The sequence below is a fragment of the Leptolyngbya sp. Heron Island J genome, assembly GCF_000482245.1.
In the GTDB taxonomy this organism is placed as follows: domain Bacteria; phylum Cyanobacteriota; class Cyanobacteriia; order Phormidesmidales; family Phormidesmidaceae; genus Leptothoe.
This window is the reverse complement of the sequence record NZ_AWNH01000070.1, coordinates 144,077-161,278: the sequence shown is the minus strand read 5'-3', so window position 1 is coordinate 161,278 and position 17,202 is coordinate 144,077. Positions and strand designations below refer to the sequence as shown.

Genomic DNA, 17,202 nt, shown 5'->3' with positions numbered 1-17,202 from the left:
CCCCAGCTATTTCTTTTTGGCCGCTTGGGCCGCTCTTAAGCCTTCTGCACCCCCCACCCGAGTCACATCCAGCTCCAACATTGTTGCAGTTTGATCCTTAATTTCCGCCTGCATCGCCTGATCGAGATAGCTAATGTAGTAAGACATATTATGATCGGCAATCAAATCAAATCCCGATTCAAATGCACTTTTAACCAAGCCAACAAAGCCATCAACAGCGCGATTGAGCGCTTTGTAGTTGACCATCAGCAACCCTTTCGAGTTAAAGTACTTGACTGCACCCAGGTGACCATAGAACCGGAAAGGATTTTGTAACGAGAATGGTGGCGGCACATGGGGGACAACATCATTGTTATTAACAAAGCGAAAAACCTTATCCGACAGATGTTTATTAAGCTGCCGACTAAAGGTAAGATCGCCCACGCGAGGTTGTCCAAACGTATATAGACCAGCAACCTCAAACCCATTTTCATGGAGTGATGCCGCTGCCATCGTAGCCAATGCCCCACCCAAACTATGTCCTGTAACCAACAGCGGCGGCAAAGGCTTAGAAATTCCATTGACCTTATCTGCAGTTTGCCAACGCTCAAACTGAGCCAGCACGTCTCGCTCAATCTCAGCCCAGCCCAAAAAGAAACCCGTATGCACTCTCCCTTTGTAAGACGACAAAGTTGTCTTGCCCGCCCGTCGGATAGTAAAGTTCCGCAGTTTTGTATTCAGATTGGTCATCCAATCACGAACCTCCTGAGTACCGCGAAAGGCAAGTATCACACACTCATCTGTGCGAAACATTAACGCTTGCGTATCCCGATTGTGGGCATTAAAAAATCGAAAGTTGTTCCGAATATCAATATTCCACAGTTGGGCAATTTTAGCGATATATCGAACATCCTGATAGACCAGTCGAGATACTTTTGCCAGACTTAAAGCCAGCCTGGTGTTGTAGTGTTTTATATCTCCTAGTTTTTCAAAGTCATTCCCCTTATAGGGAGAGCGTAAAATCCGATAGCCAAACTTTTCAAACAGCTGTCTGACACCGTCAAACCCATGGTCATAGATATAGTTGTAAAGCTGTTCGTAAACTCTCGAATCACAGTTGCGCCGGTAGGTTTCGTCTGCGATCAGTCTCACCCAGTAGTTTAGCCATGGCTGTACCTCCTTGACACTAAACACTTTAGAATTCACCAAGTAACCAAAATGCTCAAGACCATTGAGCATTTGGTTAAACCAATCACGCACGGATGTTTCAGCGTAATACTCCTTGACATCAGCCTCCTGAGTGCCAGCATCAGCATCCAACTTATCCAGCTCTTCTTTTCGATGTCTCCGTAGCTTAGAACTGCTTAAGGCCTGGCTCAAGAGTTCATTGGTGACCTTAAATGTTTTGTCGGTTGTTGCTGATGTCTGAGGCAAATTGAGTGGATAGTCTCGGTACTCTTCAAAGGCCAAAATGCTTAACGCGTGGGAAATACCAGGATCGTTTTCAAACTCTTGGGTAGCTCGCCGCAGAAAATCAATGCGCTGCCATTGGTGGTATTTGCTGTAGCTACGCACACCGTGGACCAGGGCTAGGGCACTCAGCCCGACGGCGGCGGCAAATGCCCCCTGGATTAATAAGAACTGCTGTCGCTGAACGGCTTCAACATCACCATTGTTACTATCTTGTGGCAGCAGTGCCTGAACATCATTATCAAGTAGTGGCACAACGGCGTCTTCAACCTGGTTGATGGCAAGGCTTCTTTCTACCTTCGGTTCCTGTCCCTGGGTTACCGGAGTAGCTCCCATCAGCAGTACACTACCAAGAAGCGCTGCTGTACTGACTGAAAGAATATTGGTTGAAAAACGCACCATAATTTTCTAATGAACCAAATCTCTTCGATGCTACCGAAGCATGCCCAGTTTGCTGCAAAGATCAAATGAAAATTGATGTACCTGATACCTGGCCTAGGGATACGGCGGATGCGATCGCAGTTCAAAACCACCTGCGTAGCCAGGTCATTACCACTGACCAATTTGCATCCATCACCACCGTGGCTGGGGTAGACGCTGGCTTTGAGCAGGATGGCACGATTACTCGGGCCGCTGTAGTAGTTTTGCAGCTACCGGAACTGACCTTACTAGAGCAAAAGCTGGCCTATCGTCCCACCACATTTCCCTACGTCCCCAGTCTACTGTCATTTCGCGAAATGCCAACGGTCCTTGATGCCCTTAGCCAGTTAACCTTAGAGCCTGATTTAATCCTTTGTGATGGTGCCGGCATTGCCCATCCTCGTCGCTTAGGGATTGCCAGTCATCTGGGTGTCCTGATTGATAAACCCACCATTGGTGTGGCCAAATCGCGATTGCTAGGTACCCATCAGGAATTGCCACCTGAAAAAGGAGCTTGGGTGCCACTGATGGACCGAGGGGAACCCATTGGGGCTGTGCTCAGAAGCCGAACTGGAACTAAACCCCTATTTGTATCGGCAGGGCATCGTATTTGCTTAGAAACGGCTGTTGACTATGTGCTGCAATGCACACCCAAGTATCGGTTACCAGAAACAACCCGACTGGCGGATCGACTAGCATCTAATCGAGGGCCAATGCCATCGGTAGGAACGTCAGCAATCGATGGCACAGAACAAATGAAATTATTTTGATGGAAGTGTAGAAGAGAGAACAAAAAAGAGAGTTAAAAAAGTCCATCGTCGGGGCGCTCCAGGGAACGCCCAAGGTTAAATCAGAATTAAATATGTTGCACCTTATCCTCTAGGGAAAAACGCACTTTGGGCAGGTGAGCATATTTGTCGTCTTCTGACCGATAGCCAGCGGCACAAACTACAACAGCGTGGTACCCCATCTCAGGCAACCCCAAAATTTCATCGTACTTATCGGGCATAAACCCTTCCATGGGACAGGTATCGATGCCCAGTAGAGCGGCGCTAACCATCAGCTGCCCCAGGGCGATATAGACCTGACGAGTTGCCCAATTATCCACATCCGGCAGAGTTTTCATAAATCCCTTAATCACGTTGCTAAAGCCTTCTAGCGACTCCAGGGGGACCTCGCGGACTTCTGAGGTACGCGCCATAGAGCGATCCACATCGGTGTCATTTAAACCGGTTTTGATAGCCAGCACCAACAGATGGGACGCGTCGACTACCTGAGATTGCTTCCAGGTGGCTTCCAGTAGCTGTTGCCGGACAGCTGGGTCATCGATTACAAAAAATTTCCAAGGCTCTAGCCCAAATGAAGAAGGAGCCAGCACTAAACTTTGCTCTAATGCTGACCAGGTATCGCTAGGGATTTTTTTACTGGCATCAAACATTTTGGTGGCATAGCGCCAGTTGAGTGCTTGCAGGACAGATTCGCTAGAAAAATTGGGGGCTGTCATAGAAAATACCTGTTCAACATGGCTGTTATAGCAGGTATAGGTCTGATGCAACACATAGCTAGATTACTTAGCAGTGTTAAGTATAGGGTTGCGATCGCGCCAATTCTCGACAAAACCTGGCTCGGAGGGGGGATTCCATCGTTAGATAGATGTCGATAGCGTTGAAATGTGTTTTACTAGGGCTGTCCGACGTAATCGTATTGGAGTGTAGTCCTATTACTAATAAGAAGCAGAAAAGTCTCGTCAATCGCAACATCAAAAGCCCTCAGGTTTTGTTCATTGACCACGCTGGTGAGAATCATGGCGTCATCGATACCCAAGATGCTATTAAGTTAGCAAAGGCGCAAAACCTTGATCTGGTAGTGGTTTCTCAGCGAAAAGATGGCGCTCCGGTTGCCAAAGCCATGGATCACGGCAAGCTACAGTATCAAAAGAGCAAACGCCAAAAGCAAACATCTCGTCCATCGGTAAAAGAGGTCAAGTTCCGTCCCAATATTGGTGAATCAGATTATCTGCTGCGGGTCAAGCGCGCAACGACATGGCTTGACAAGGGTGATTCTGTAAAATTTTTAGTCCGTCTGCGAGGACGTGAACACCAGCATCGCGATCGCGCTACTGATCTGCTGCGGCGAGTCATCGATGACTTGGATAATGCCGGTAAGGTGCAATCTTTTGACAGACGAGCGCTGACTGTACTGCTCTCGCCTGCGTAGACAGCCTAATTATCCCTAAGCACAAAATAAGACCCCTCCGCCAACACTAAGGTCTGCGGAGGGGGTCGGTTTAGATATAGGGAGTTAGGCAATAGGACGTTCCATCTAACAGGCTATATGGTTAGCAATAAACAGTTATGCAATAGGGGGTTTCATTCCTGGACCCACTCTATGCCAGCATGAGCCCTCCCGACATACTTTAGGAGTGGCCCCAACTCCCCCTTAATATAGCCATCAATTTTTCTTGGATTGTGTCGACGAGCACAGCTAGGTGAAAGAGCATGACAGCTTTAAGCGTTAATCAATATCTGGCAATGTTGGCCACAACCCCGCAGCAACTACGCCGACCTGGACAGGCAACGTAACTACCCGATAAATACACGATTATGCTGTCGGTCATAGCGCAGTTCACCGCAGATAATCATACGATGTAGACTACTACTCAGGGACGGCATAATCTCACAAACAGGAAAATGCAGCTGTTGAGAACACTCCTGAGCTAGCTCATAAAGACCATAGGAATGTTTTTTGAGCAGTTTAGGCACCAGTTGGCTAACGCTAGACACTAAATTGGTATCAGAGATTACTTTCATGAGTACATATACCTAACGCTTCCTCTTCATTACGCCATAGGATTTTTTATCATGGGGTAGAGCGTATAGTCTGTTGAGAAAACTTCAATGTCTCACACCTGATGTTATTTTTCTTCAAACCTTCCTCATAGACGCCCTGTCTATGGTGCGGTGTATCTATTTATACAATATTATCTGCTTATTGCAGGGCACCCCATGCCTAACGTGATCAAACTAGTGCTCAAGACACTGATTCGAGGCTATCAGCTGCTAATTTCTCCCCTGTTGCCAGCTACTTGCCGCTATACCCCTACTTGCTCAAGCTATGCCCTCATAGCCATAGAGCGATTTGGCCCATGGCACGGTGGCTGGCTGGCGATTAAGCGGATCGTCCGCTGCAATCCCTGGCATGCAGGTGGATATGACCCGGTTCCTCCACTCCCCATGGTGGGTAGCACCAGCCTTAGCGATCAAGTTGTAGTCAATGAGGCATCTGCCAAAGCGGTTGAGCCAGACAACTCAGCTGTGAGTCACGAATGATTTACTCGGCTCGGGGCACCTGCTCCCTTGACGCGGTCTGTCCCTACGTTTATTCCCTGTTATGAAACACGTTAACCTGAATCAGCTAGCGGACCAGGGAGTTTCCCATAATCCAGCCATTCGCAAAAAAGTTATGCTGCAGCCGGGGGATATTCCCCACTTGACTAACTTTTCCCAGGCTACATTTGCGCCAGGGCAAGTCGCTCAGGCCCATGCTCACTCAGACATGTATGAGGTATTCTTAGTCGCAGCAGGCACGGGGATCATGGTAGTCAATGGCACAGACCAGCCCCTGATGCCAGGCGTATGTATCCTGGTGGAGCCCGGTGATGTGCATGAAGTCATTAACACGAGCGAAGCGCCTTTGGTGCTGACATATTTTGGGATTGCCTAAGCCTTGCAGCTCTAATATTTAGGGGAACACCCACGGGAGAATATCTCTGCAATTGTTTCTGGAATTGTTGTCCCCGTCTCTTTTTGCAAACCTGCCCTGGACCTAGCACTCAATGCCCTATGACGTACCGCCCCCACCGTTAGATAATCCTGTGTATCTAAACCACCGACGGTGGATGTTGCGGGCATTGGAATTGGCGGAAGCAGCAGGGGCTGTAGGAGAAGTGCCCGTTGGGGCTGTGCTCGTTGGCCCTGATAATGAGGTATTTGCCGAAGCAGCCAACCGTCGCGAACGGGATCATGATCCCACGGCCCATGCAGAGATTTTGGCACTGCGACAGGCTGGTCAACGTTTACAAAATTGGCATCTTAATGACTATCGGTTATACGTCACCCTAGAACCCTGCCCTATGTGCGCAGGGGCAATTGTGCATGCTCGGTTGGGCTTACTAGTATATGGCACAGATGATCCAAAAACCGGGGCTGTACGCTCTGTTCTAAATGTGCCAGATGGACCAGCGTCTAATCATCGCCTGATGGTTCAAGGGGGAGTATTAGCATCGTCCTGTCAGCAACAGTTACAAAACTGGTTTCATCAGAGACGGCAGTAAAACTGTCCTGCAGATTGGCAGAGCTTGCCTCAAGATAGGTATATGGTATGTATACAAATGTGGAGTTGGGTATCGTCGAGCACATGGCTGGCGACATTCATTTTCTGCTTTGGGTGTGTTTTCGTTTCCTGAGCATCGCTAATGGCTTTTAGTCCGCAATTTTTGCTTCATAGACAGCCAACATCAGACGTGGTGTATACTCCCTGCCCTTCCAAACTATCCCCCTGGCTAGCGCCGTTAGCTTACAAAATCGGAAAACGGGTTGTCTTACCTAATTTCTTCAGAACTATTCGCATTGTTGGTCAGGAAAATATTCCGACTAGCGGTCCAGTTGTGTTTGCCCCAACCCATCGCTCTCGCTGGGATGCGTTATTGATAGGTTTGGTCGGACATCAAACTACCAGGCGCTATTTGCGTTTTATGGTGACTGCGGATGAGTGCCTAGGGATGCAGGGTTGGGCGATTAAGCGCCTGGGCGGATTTCCTGTGGATGTGAGAAGACCTGCGATCGCAACACTACGCCACGGTCTACAGCTACTCCAAAACCGTCAAACCCTGGTCATCTTTCCTGAAGGAGATATCTTTCGGCAAAAGCAAGTCCAGTGTCTCAAGCCTGGTCTTGCCAGATTAGCCTTACAGGCAGAGCAGTCCACCCCAAACCTGGGAGTAAAAATACTGCCAATTTACCTCGACTACGACAGTCCGCATCCCAGCTTTGGTAGCAGCGTCGAAGTCCGCATTGCCCCAACCTTATCCGTTAGCAACTACATGGCATCGAGTTCAGCCAAACAACAAGCCCTACGATTGACGGCAGACTTAAAATACTCCTTGGAATCTATGGCTAATATTGAACAACCTCTAGAATTAGCTGCATAGAATCGTTCTGACCAACCAAGAGAATATCAGAACGTTAAGACATCGCTGGCACCAGCGGTATGACTCAGAGTATGCAGAGTCTGGGTTACTGTATGGCGGGTGAAGAGTTGGATAGGGCATTTGGAGCCCTGAAACGTACTATTGGCATCTTCTTCATTCCTCCGTCTTCATGCTTCCGCCCTTTGCCATCGCTTAAGCCGATATACCTGGCTTCCAGAATTTAGGCACTGCCTGTAGGCTACACAATCAGCTATTTAATCTGACTAATAAATATAAAGTTGTTCAACTCAGGCAAGAAATCCTGATTGAATAAGAAATCAGCATTCTGACTTCAGAATACAGCCAAAACTGGTGTCTGATGGATCAATTCTACCCTTGGGAAACCGCCCATCTTCAGTCAATGCTCAAATAGATCTGTTTTAGATAAAAAAAGATTTTATCAAAATCCACTGACAATTAACCTTTTATCATTCTCACTAATACGGATAGAGGAGAATTAATGTTTAGCAGATTTATGGTTGGGGTCAAACTCTCTACAGAACCATTAGCTAGCCTCATTAGCTTGGCAGTGCTTGGGAATACACTGCCGGTTGGCGCAGCCGTTTCAACATTAATTAACCCATTGTCGATCTCTCCTCTAAGCGTTACGAGAAAGGAGCAATCATTGACAAATGTACGTTTGAGTCAGGGTGTCCCCTCCCTTCCGCCACAAGATACGCTACCGCCAGAATTACCTGAGCCTGAACCCAAACTGCCTCAACCTCTACCACCAGTAGAAGACTTATTACGGCCCTTGCCGGAGGTTTTGCCGGATACTACACCTGAGCTAGATATCCCTGGCACAGTGATCATCAACTTATTTGAAATTAACGGGAGTACGGTCTTTAGTGAAGAAGAGTTAGCCGCCGTTACCCAGCCTTTTAGCAATCGACCGATTACTTTTTCAGAACTCCAGGAGGCTCGTTCAGCTATCACACAGATGTATATCGATGCAGGCTATGTAACATCCGGAGCTTTTATTCCTGCAAACCAGCCTTTATCCGATGGAACTGTTGAAATCCAGATCATTGAAGGATATCTCGAAGACATTGAGGTTTCGGGGACAGAGCGCCTTAAACCTAACTATCTGCCAGGAGAATCGATCAAACATTTCTCAACGGATATACCTAAGACCGAGAGCGATTCAACAGCAGGTGCATAGTAAGGTGTTATTTAATGAAACGTTTTTGGGTGAGACCTTTAAAGGGGCAATTGATGAGACTGCGTTTCCGGTTGTGCATCTAGCTACCCACGGTCAGTTTAGTTCGGACCCGGATGAAACCTTTATTTTGACTGGGACAATTGAATCAATGTTGCTGAATTCATGAGTTAGTTGTACGGTGATTTAGCGACATTACAAACGTCTAAAGCTGAGATACTACAACAGGCGCAATTACGTTTGCTCTATAGCGAGGAGTATAGTCATCCATTCTTCTGGGCTCCCTTTGTTCTAGTCGGTAATTGGCTCTAAGCATTTCGTTGATGGGAGATGGCCTATGCAATTGCCAGGTGTTCAACAACCTCGCATAGGGTAATGGTCAGTCTGCTTTCAGGCTGATGTCTGTTGGGGCTTTGGGCTTCTGCAGCCGCTTCTCCAATAATCTGATCAATGGTCTGGGTGAGAATGGTTTCGATAGATGGAGCTAGCTCCGTCAACCGCTGGGCTGATGTATGCTGGCCAGCCGCTTCGTAGACAAAGTTTTTGATGTTGTCCAGGGTGAGCTGACGAATTTGGGTCCGTAGCTCTTTTAGCTTGAGTAGACGGGTAATCTGCACCTGGTTGTTAAAGCTGAGGTGGGGAGAGAACTGCTGGGAGAGACGAGCTGCGATCGCACCCATGGACAAGCCTTTCTGATGAAACAGCCGCACCGCTTCTAAATAAGCTTGCGCCTTGAGTTCGCTTGAACGCTTTCTAAGGGACGCTACACGCTGCTGTAGCGCCTGTTGAATAGCCTGTCGCAGACACTGTTCTAAATTGGTTTGATACTGCTGAAAAAAGGCTTGTTGTTCATCGATTTCATCGTGACCCGCTGTCTCTACACTCATGTAGCGCTCAACCGAAAAATTATCCAGCTCATCCAGGTAAATCACATTACCTAGGGTTTGAATATTACCGCTACGTTTGTAGATGCGATACTGGCGTAATTTAGTCGCCAGGCTCTCTAGCTTGGCCAATACCTGTTCTGGCGACTGATTGATCGCTATTTTCTGCAGCTGTTCATAGGTCGGGCTCTGGCAACGGGTACCCTGTCTGCGGGTTTGTAACTTCAGGTGGCGCTCACGGCGATATACCTGATGATAGCGCTGTAGAAGTACCTGGGCCGCCTGACGTTCTGCTTGAGGAAACTGATAAAAGTTCTTAAAAATACGATCTAGCTGAGAGCAAGTAGTATCGTTGAGAATCGCCCAGTTACTGATCCGATAGAGGCCCTGTTCTAACAAAAAATCATTTAATCCTCGATGGTTTTTGGTCAGGTGAGTGGTCCAGGTGCTGAGCTTGGCCTTGTTCATGGTGTACCGCTCTAAAATCTCTAGTGAAAAAGGTCGGTATGAGTTTCTCAGACGACCGTTGTCATCCAACACATAGGGTAGTATGTCTGTGGTGCGGAATCCGTAGTGTTGTCCAAACTGCTGGGCGAGATGACGGCAAGTATTATAGATGTGATGACTGATAAAACAGCGTAAACTCAGCTGGGCGATACTCATGTCTGGCCCGCCTGTCTGCCAACGCTTTACTAAAGCCGTTTGCACATCGCGGTCTGACGCATCGTCTAGAGTACTTAAAAAACACTGTTCAAACCAGGTTTGAACATGGGGAAATGGTTGGCAACAATAACGACCAGAGCTGGTAATTTTTGCGAGCTGCCAGTAGTGAGAGAAGCTTTCCATGGTTTTAGAAGAGATGTGATGAGCTGTCAACGATGGAATGTACTGATGTCTATCAGCCAATACCCTGATATTGACAACTTTAGAAGCTTCAAATTTTCTAATCATCTACTGTATCTGCAGTCCGATCCTCCGAAAACAGATAGGCTCTTTGCAGAAAAGTACAATTTTGGGATAACGGCAGGCTGCATCAGCCCCAAAAAGCTTACGCCCGTAGGGATTGAACCGTGTTTGGCTGTATGGGTTTACGAAAACGGCCAAATCAGCAGCGACCTTTGCAGAAAACTGCAAGGTGACCCGCCATAATCGACGATAAGCTTGGCCTGTAAATGCCCTGAGTAGTGCCTAAATTATGGTCCTACGTACTAGTCTGAACTTATATGCTGTGGTCTGGGCTAATGGCGACATGATAGCGAACATGGCCCAGGTAAATGGCGTATTAGTAGGTATAAGTGTGACTATATTGATGGGCAGTGCGATCGCAAACTGGAGATCGCAACGTGCAACGCGACAGCAGCAACAGGCATGGCACTGGTGGCACAACCAGCAGCAGCAGCAACAGCATATACAGGCCGAAATTGTCCGAGATGGCCTGCTACAAGAAGCATTTGCCCTACGTCGACATTTAGAGAAAAATGACCATTCCAATGATGAGAATGCTCCTTATTTAGAGCAATTTAACCAGTTTTATCGATCCTTAGAAAACCTCAGCAACGAACTTTCCCCACCGTTTGTAGACGATAGTCTGCCCCTGGCCCTACAGTTTTTGCTCAAACACCACGGGCAGCAGGAAACATCCCTTGATATTGAGCCTGACACCGATTGGTCATCGGATGGTAGCGATAGTAATCGGACATTGATTTCTGTTGTCGCTGAGCTTTTACCCTTACTGCTGCAGGCAACCCAGACTCCGCTAACAGTACAACTACGACGCAGCGGCAATCTGAATAACCTACAGCTGACTCGAAATATATTGGATCAGCAAACTACCCTATCCTTGTCAAATTCCACCGAACTCCAGTATCTCAAAGAAATTTTCCATAGCCTGATGTCCGGTACATTAGATATTAGTCAGGATAATGTCGAACTCATCTGTGAGCTTAGTTGGCCCGCCATCGTTGGCTAAACACATTTTTAGTTCGATACTATTTAATTACAGTGTGTTTACTTTTCCATCATAGGAATCTCCTGTCATGGTTCATGCAGAGGCCCAAGCCCCCACGTTTGTTGTTTTAGACGATCATGCAGCAGTTTTAGCTGGTACCTGTAGTGTTTTGCAGGAAGAGTACCCCGATAGCAAGATTACGACCGCAACCACAGTGACTGAGGTCAAAGCGCTATTGACAGATACCCTACCGGATCTGTTGGTGATGGATTTGTCGGTGCCGGTCAAGGCAGGCGATAGTTCTCAAACCCAGGCTGGGTTAGATCTGTTAAAAAGTTTATTAACTGCATATGCTGAGTTAAACATCGTGGTGCAAAGTGCCCATGTGCGAGCACTGGTGCGTCTCAAACCGATTATTGATGCTCACCAGGGAGGCTTTACCATTGCAGATAAAAGTTTAACCAGCAGCGAAATGCTGACTAAGGTGGACTGGGCGCTGAAGGGGCTACTCTATACTCCACCCGAAATGCGCACGGGGTTAGAAGTCAAGCCAGAATGGTTAACAGTGATTGAGCTAGCCTTTAAAGAAAGCCTGACGGATAAAGCGATCGCTGAGCGCATGCATGTGGGAGAACGCACGGTTCGCTATTACTGGACCCGAGTGCAGGATGCCCTCCAGGTATATCCAGACAACGGCATTAATATTCGGGTGCAGACCTATGTGAGGGCACGGGAAGTAGGGCTGTTGGATTAGAAGATGCATCCAACGACCCCAAGTCTCTACAAGTGAATGTAGTATGGGCATTTTCAAGGACAGACGGCTTAATTTCCATAGTGGAGAATTTTCCGGGTTATCGATTATTGCCATTATTGTGGCCTTGCGGATGCTGGGGTTTTTGCAAGCTCTGGAGTGGAATCTTTTAGATTTTGCCCTGCGCAAGCGCCCTGCTGAACCCACCGATGACAAAGTCACGATTGTCTATATTACTGAAGCAGATATTCAAACATCCCTCAGCTATCCAATTTCTGATCAGTCCCTGGCAGACCTACTTAAACAAGTGCAAACCTATGAGCCTCGGGTGATTGGTCTAGATATTTTTCGAGATTTTCCAGTGGGTGAGGGGTATAACGAGTTAGCTAATGTATTGACCAGTTCAGATAATATTGTCGGCATTAAAAAAATTACGACGCCGACAATTTCTCCACCTCAGGCATTACCACCGGAGCAGGTAGGGTTTGTGGATGTGCCCTTGGATCAAGATGGCTTTCTTCGTCGTAGCTTGTTGGGAGTGACCGATCAGCAGGGTAACTATCAGTTTTCATTTACCATTCGTCTGGCGGCGAAATACCTCGCTGACGAGGGGTTTAACTTAGACAATGGTCGCCGTGATCCGGCAACCATGCGGTTTGGTGATGCTGAGGTGCCCCGTTTTCGCGCCAACACGGGCGGCTATGTGCGGGCGGATGATGCGGGTAACCAAACCTTGATTAACTTTCGGGCTGGAGCAACGCCGTTTACTAAGGTGACCTACGGTGAGCTGGTTTCAGGCGCGGTGCCAGCAGCCCTGTTGCAAGATCGTGTGGTCCTGATCGGCTACGATGCAATTAGTGCTAAAGATTTTGTCAATGTAGCGGCCCTGGCTGGAGAAAATCCAGGGTTAGTACCAGGTGTGGCTGTACAGGCCCATGCTGTTAGTCAGTTGATTAATGCAACGCTCAACAACCGGGCTTTTTTAAGCACACCACCCATTTGGATAGAATATGGGTTGTTGATTGTCGGTGGAGTCGCTGGATTGGTATTGGCTAGCAGCTGTCTTAAGCCATCTACTCATTTGTTGATTGTTGCCGCTGTTAGTATTGGCCTAGGTGTAGTATTTTATGCTCTGTTGTTGACTAACTGGTGGCTGCCGATGGTGCCGGTGATGGTGCTATTTGGGTTGAATGCGATGGTGCTCTATCCGATGTATCAGGCACAGGCACAGTTGCGATCGCAGCTAAACCAACGACAGCAGCTGATCGATTGGACCTTCAGCACCATTCACAACGGCCCGCTACAAACCCTGGCTAGATTTCTCAAAGAATGGCCCACAGACAGCGACAATCCTAACTTTAATAAGGCTGACTTAAAGCAGCTAAACCAGGAACTGCGGGCTCTTTATGATGCAATGCGTCAGGAAATGCTGATGCCTGGACAACAGCTAGTACTCAACCAACGGCAGATCATTAACCTGGAAATTCCCCTGACCGAACTGTTGTATGAAATTTACAGCAACACAACAAAACGTCGAAAGGACTTTTTTGAAAATCTTTTACACATTACAGAGTTTCAGGAGATTGACGATAGTCACTTACCCCCCGACCAAAAGCGTGAACTCAGCCGGTTTCTAGAAGAAGCTCTGTTAAATGTTTGTAAATATGCACCCGAGACTACACGGCTTCATGTAGTATGCCAACCCGAGGGCACAGATAACGTTATCCGAGTCATTGATAACGGAGCAAATGGGCTATTCAACCCAGAGCACGAAGGCTACGGTACTCATCAGGCCAAACAGCTGGCCCAGACTCTCGGCGGAGTGTTTGAGCGCTACGCAGTCAGCCCCAAAGGCGTCCGGTGTGAGCTGCGCTGGCCGATTACTTCTCAACAACAGCAGAGGTGGTGCTGGTTCAATAGACTTAAGTTTTGGGCTGGGGTGCCCGGTATTTCAACCATTTTCAAAAACAACAAACTAGAATCATGATCGACGCTAGCCACAGATACGAGTGAACCGTACCGTAATTCTTTCTTGTCCCCCTTAGCTTTCAGGTAGCCCTATGGTCTTCTATCCTATTCCCAATCTACTCAGGTTCTCCCTCGGGCTAAGTGCTCCCCTACTCTTATTTAGACCCCAGGCCCAGGCGTCTGTAGATGTTCCAGCAGCACAGTCAGTTTCTCCTGTGCCGCCCTCTCTGATCGCTGAATTTGAGCCGACTACCACCGAACCTGTAGGTTCCGATACTGATATCAACACCACCGGGGGGCGGTATTCATACTTTCAACCGCCAGCCGATGGTAGACCCTTTCAAGGGGCAAGGACTACTACCGGAACTCGGGGTGGCAGCTGTCCAGTGGATGCTGCGATGTTCTCAGGGCTGGGGCCACGTTCCATCATGGGACTGACCACTAGCGCCCGCCCCGAGTTTGTCTGGTATCTGCCAGATGCGTTGGTCGGGGTTCCGCTCCTCTTTCGATTGTTGGCCATGGATGTCAATGGTCAACCCATTTTGGTTGATAGTGTTGAGCTTTCTGCCCAGGCAGGCTTTATGCGCTATCAGCTGCCTGACAGTGTCCCTGCCCTCGAAGTGGGGCAAGACTATCTATGGCAGGTCATTGTCATGTGCGATCCTGAGCGGGCGTCTAGCTTTTTGACCAGTACTCTAGGATTGCGGCTGACCACTCCCACACCAGAGTTAACGACGGCCCTGGCAACAGCCACCACTGATGCGGAAAGAGCGATCGCATATGGTGCGGCTGGTATTTGGTATGACGCTCTGGCCACCGTTGCCGCCGGAACAACTGCTACAGACATAGAAGTCAGAACAGGATTAATCCAAGATCTAGCCACATTCGAGAGTGATGATGAAGCCTTCAGTAGCCTATTGATCACCATCGCCGAACAAACTGCTACCGAATAGCTCTTGCATCCATATCTCGCATCCATATCTGATGCTCCGACCCAATCACAGCAGCAATAGCGACGGCTGTCGCTATTGCCTTCTAATCTCCTTGTGAGGTAACGACCTCAATGGTTACTTTAGGTTTAGGTTCTTCCTTCTGCTCAGATGATTTAGCGGACGGAGCCAGAGTCACTCGACTCCACATCATTAACACGGTGCCAAAAACAAAGATTGGTAACATAGCTGAATATTTGAGAGTTGTTTGCAGAGTTTTAGAGATTTTAGAGATTTTAGAGTGATGCGAAATCTCTTAGTCAGCCTTGACAGCCACTGGCTGCTGCGACATATTACACAAAGTTTTTAATTGTTGCGCCACTTGTCGAGCCCGAGGCTTTTGGCCACAGGCATTCAGATACCACAGTGCATCTAAATAACATTCGATGGCTACATCCGGATGATGGGTGATTTCTGCAATGTCCGCTATTTTGCATAACACCGTTGCCATCCGACCTTGGGTTTGTTTGTCAGGGTTGGATAAAGACTCATAGGCCTCCAGGGCTGCCTTAAATGAAGCCAGAGCAAACAGATAATAGCGCTGAGTGTGGTAAATTTTCCCCATCATACCGAGCACAATGGCAGCACAATATTGACCCTGCTGATAGTCAATATCTGCCAAGACATCGCTCAGATTTAAACCCCGCTCCAGCACATTCAGGGCCACGGGATGTTGATAACGACGGCTGTAGCGCGATCCCAAACGGCAAAGTCGCAGGATTTCAATTTTTAAATGAACCGACAGCGATAGGTCTTTTTTTTGACCTGAACGGGATTCTATCTCACAGTTCAGGTCATTGAGACGCTCTGTTAGTTGAAGCGCTGCGTCTTGATCATCATCACGTTGAAAGGCTTCAATAGCGTTCAGATAGTCCAAACAAGCCTGGTCTAAGTTGCCAAACTGAATATGCAGATACCCCAGGGTTTGATGATAGCTCCCGTCTGAATACATAAGGCAGATGTCCTTGCTTAGATGCTCATCTATGCTTAATTCTGAGCTGCTACAAGTTATACGTCGGATGGGTGGGTGTTACACCTGAAATTGACAAACCCGGTTTATCATGGTCAATTACGCAGGTTTTGTGGCTGCTCTGAAATATTAGGAGACGATCAATTAGGGTTGCGTCTGGGCCGATGGAGAGAGTTTAAACAGAAGATCAGGGCAGTTGTCTTATAAGCTAACGTTAAGTGCCCTTTGATCAACTACTATGGCAACTGCAAGAACCCCAGTAACGTTACTGCTCACCCCTGACTTGTTAGATAAACTCCGTCCGTATCAGCAGGAGCAGGCGATTACGTCTGTGTCCGAAGCAATTTTAACAATCCTCCATGAGCATTTGGAGCTGGCGGATAAACCAACCCCTCCCTTTTCCCCTAGCCCCTCCATTTACGATGGGGTTGAAGATGGAGCCTGTGAGGTACTCTCTGAATTCTTAGGTGCCTAGCAGCCTTAGCCAAACGTATCCAGCAACAGCTTTGAGGCCATTAGAAAACAAACCATCGCAACAACCGGACGAATCAAAGTAGCTCCTTTGGCGATCACAATTCTGGCCCCAACTGAGGAGCCGATCACCTGGCCTGCCAGCATAATCAGACCCACTCGCCAATACACCTCGCCAAAAGCAAGAAAGTACAGCAGTGATGACACGTTGCTTGTGCAGTTAAGTAATTTGGTGTGGGCGGTGGCCTTAGTCAGGTTATAGCCCCGCAGACTCACCAGCGATAAGGCCATAAACATGCCGGTTCCTGGCCCAAAAAAGCCGTCGTAAAAGCCAAGCCATGGGGCTATCAACCCAGAAAATGGTTTGTGAGCGATGCGCTGTTTTTGATCGGTGATTCCCAACTGTGGTGACAGCGCAAAATAGGAGCCCATACTGATCAGTAAAAACGGTATGATTGCCTGGAGCGCCGTGCTATTGATCTGTAGCACGAGCCAGACACCCACCACGGCTCCCACAAAAGTCATCAATATTGTTAGCCTGATCTCGCTGAAGCGAACAATCTGCTGACGGAGGAAATAGAGGGAGGCAACCAACGTGCCGCCGCTACCCTGGAGTTTGTTAGTTGCCAGGGCAGCGGCTGGAGGTATGCCGGCCATCAGCAGCGTGGGTAATACAATCAACCCACCCCCGCCAGCAATAGTATCTACACAGCCTGCCACCATGGCCACGATAAACAGTAGTGCCACCGTATCAAGGCTCAATTGCATCCCTGCCCCCTAAGGTATTTGCTAATCACCAAGGCAACTTAGCATGTCCGCCTCATACCCAACAGCTCATAGGTTTTCTGGGTAAGCAATTTTTTACCAAAACTCAGCAATCAGATTCAAGTATTGTTTTGATGCTTGTTCCATAGTGGTGTCTGTAGACTAAACATCAGCAGTTGG

Annotated in this window: 21 protein-coding genes; 14 read left to right on the top strand and 7 right to left on the bottom strand. The window is 48.1% G+C overall.

What is annotated here, in order from left to right; all coding sequences use genetic code 11:
* Positions 1-6: 6 nt before the first annotated feature.
* The gene (locus tag N836_RS73595) at positions 7-1,851 is read right to left on the bottom strand and encodes a lipase family protein (RefSeq protein WP_023074286.1); all 1,845 of its coding nucleotides are present in this window, start codon (positions 1,849-1,851) and stop codon (positions 7-9) included.
* Between the two features lie 65 nt (positions 1,852-1,916).
* Between N836_RS73595 and nfi the strand changes: the two genes are divergently transcribed.
* Positions 1,917-2,639 carry a deoxyribonuclease V gene (gene nfi / locus N836_RS59200; RefSeq protein WP_023074285.1) on the top strand — a complete coding sequence of 241 codons (723 nt, stop codon included), beginning with the start codon at positions 1,917-1,919 and terminating at the stop codon, positions 2,637-2,639.
* 86 nt (positions 2,640-2,725) lie between these two features.
* Here nfi and N836_RS59195 read toward each other — a convergent pair whose 3' ends face one another.
* The gene (locus N836_RS59195; RefSeq protein WP_031293369.1) at positions 2,726-3,373 is read right to left on the bottom strand and encodes an NAD(P)H-dependent oxidoreductase; all 648 of its coding nucleotides are present in this window, start codon (positions 3,371-3,373) and stop codon (positions 2,726-2,728) included.
* Between the two features lie 149 nt (positions 3,374-3,522).
* Between N836_RS59195 and infC the strand changes: the two genes are divergently transcribed.
* The gene (gene infC, locus N836_RS0138705) at positions 3,523-4,086 is read left to right on the top strand and encodes a translation initiation factor IF-3 (RefSeq protein ID WP_023074283.1); all 564 of its coding nucleotides are present in this window, start codon (positions 3,523-3,525) and stop codon (positions 4,084-4,086) included.
* 365 nt (positions 4,087-4,451) lie between these two features.
* Here the strand turns inward: infC and N836_RS59190 are convergent, their stop codons facing one another.
* A complete protein-coding gene (locus N836_RS59190; protein WP_023074282.1) occupies positions 4,452-4,679 on the bottom strand; it encodes a hypothetical protein in 228 nt (75 codons plus the stop codon).
* A gap of 195 nt (positions 4,680-4,874) precedes the next feature.
* On the opposite strand from N836_RS59190, the gene yidD reads away from it, so the two are divergent.
* From yidD to N836_RS78060, 7 genes are all read left to right on the top strand, one after another.
* Positions 4,875-5,198 (top strand): membrane protein insertion efficiency factor YidD, encoded by a 324-nt coding sequence (yidD, locus tag N836_RS59185; protein WP_023074281.1) that lies wholly within the window; start codon positions 4,875-4,877, stop codon positions 5,196-5,198.
* 61 nt (positions 5,199-5,259) lie between these two features.
* The gene (locus tag N836_RS59180) at positions 5,260-5,592 is read left to right on the top strand and encodes a cupin domain-containing protein (protein ID WP_023074280.1); all 333 of its coding nucleotides are present in this window, start codon (positions 5,260-5,262) and stop codon (positions 5,590-5,592) included.
* Between the two features lie 112 nt (positions 5,593-5,704).
* Entirely contained in the window at positions 5,705-6,202 is a 498-nt protein-coding gene (gene tadA / locus N836_RS59175) for a tRNA adenosine(34) deaminase TadA (protein WP_031293365.1), read from the top strand.
* Positions 6,203-6,343: 141 nt separating this feature from the next.
* On the top strand, positions 6,344-7,078 hold the full coding sequence (locus N836_RS59170; protein ID WP_023074278.1) for a lysophospholipid acyltransferase family protein: 735 nt from the start codon (positions 6,344-6,346) through the stop codon (positions 7,076-7,078).
* Between the two features lie 499 nt (positions 7,079-7,577).
* Positions 7,578-8,279 carry a POTRA domain-containing protein gene (locus N836_RS59165; protein WP_081716921.1) on the top strand — a complete coding sequence of 234 codons (702 nt, stop codon included), beginning with the start codon at positions 7,578-7,580 and terminating at the stop codon, positions 8,277-8,279.
* Positions 8,280-8,283: 4 nt separating this feature from the next.
* A complete protein-coding gene (locus N836_RS77125) occupies positions 8,284-8,445 on the top strand; it encodes a hypothetical protein (RefSeq protein ID WP_200867445.1) in 162 nt (53 codons plus the stop codon).
* Between the two features lie 5 nt (positions 8,446-8,450).
* Entirely contained in the window at positions 8,451-8,588 is a 138-nt protein-coding gene (locus tag N836_RS78060; RefSeq protein WP_200867444.1) for a CHAT domain-containing protein, read from the top strand.
* Between the two features lie 23 nt (positions 8,589-8,611).
* Here the strand turns inward: N836_RS78060 and N836_RS59160 are convergent, their stop codons facing one another.
* Positions 8,612-10,006: a hypothetical protein gene (locus N836_RS59160; RefSeq protein ID WP_031293364.1), complete on the bottom strand. Its 1,395-nt coding sequence runs from the start codon at positions 10,004-10,006 to the stop codon at positions 8,612-8,614.
* A gap of 349 nt (positions 10,007-10,355) precedes the next feature.
* Here N836_RS59160 and N836_RS59155 point away from each other — a divergent pair, with 349 nt between their 5' ends.
* From N836_RS59155 to N836_RS73590, 4 genes are all read left to right on the top strand, one after another.
* Positions 10,356-11,129: a hypothetical protein gene (locus N836_RS59155; RefSeq protein ID WP_023074274.1), complete on the top strand. Its 774-nt coding sequence runs from the start codon at positions 10,356-10,358 to the stop codon at positions 11,127-11,129.
* Positions 11,130-11,196: 67 nt separating this feature from the next.
* A complete protein-coding gene (locus N836_RS59150) occupies positions 11,197-11,862 on the top strand; it encodes a response regulator transcription factor (RefSeq protein ID WP_023074273.1) in 666 nt (221 codons plus the stop codon).
* A gap of 43 nt (positions 11,863-11,905) precedes the next feature.
* Complete coding sequence (locus tag N836_RS59145) at positions 11,906-13,846, top strand: sensor histidine kinase (protein ID WP_023074272.1); 1,941 nt, start codon at positions 11,906-11,908, stop codon at positions 13,844-13,846.
* A 73-nt stretch (positions 13,847-13,919) separates the two neighbouring features.
* Positions 13,920-14,780 carry a DUF928 domain-containing protein gene (locus tag N836_RS73590; RefSeq protein ID WP_023074271.1) on the top strand — a complete coding sequence of 287 codons (861 nt, stop codon included), beginning with the start codon at positions 13,920-13,922 and terminating at the stop codon, positions 14,778-14,780.
* Between the two features lie 82 nt (positions 14,781-14,862).
* Here N836_RS73590 and N836_RS76635 read toward each other — a convergent pair whose 3' ends face one another.
* Entirely contained in the window at positions 14,863-15,003 is a 141-nt protein-coding gene (locus tag N836_RS76635; protein ID WP_023074270.1) for a hypothetical protein, read from the bottom strand.
* Between the two features lie 69 nt (positions 15,004-15,072).
* Positions 15,073-15,768, bottom strand: a complete 696-nt coding sequence (locus tag N836_RS59140; RefSeq protein ID WP_023074269.1) for a hypothetical protein — start codon at positions 15,766-15,768, stop codon at positions 15,073-15,075.
* A 256-nt stretch (positions 15,769-16,024) separates the two neighbouring features.
* Between N836_RS59140 and N836_RS59135 the strand changes: the two genes are divergently transcribed.
* Positions 16,025-16,261 carry a hypothetical protein gene (locus N836_RS59135; protein ID WP_023074268.1) on the top strand — a complete coding sequence of 79 codons (237 nt, stop codon included), beginning with the start codon at positions 16,025-16,027 and terminating at the stop codon, positions 16,259-16,261.
* 5 nt (positions 16,262-16,266) lie between these two features.
* Here the strand turns inward: N836_RS59135 and N836_RS59130 are convergent, their stop codons facing one another.
* Positions 16,267-17,025, bottom strand: a complete 759-nt coding sequence (locus N836_RS59130) for a TSUP family transporter (RefSeq protein ID WP_023074267.1) — start codon at positions 17,023-17,025, stop codon at positions 16,267-16,269.
* Between the last annotated feature and the right edge of the window lie 177 nt (positions 17,026-17,202).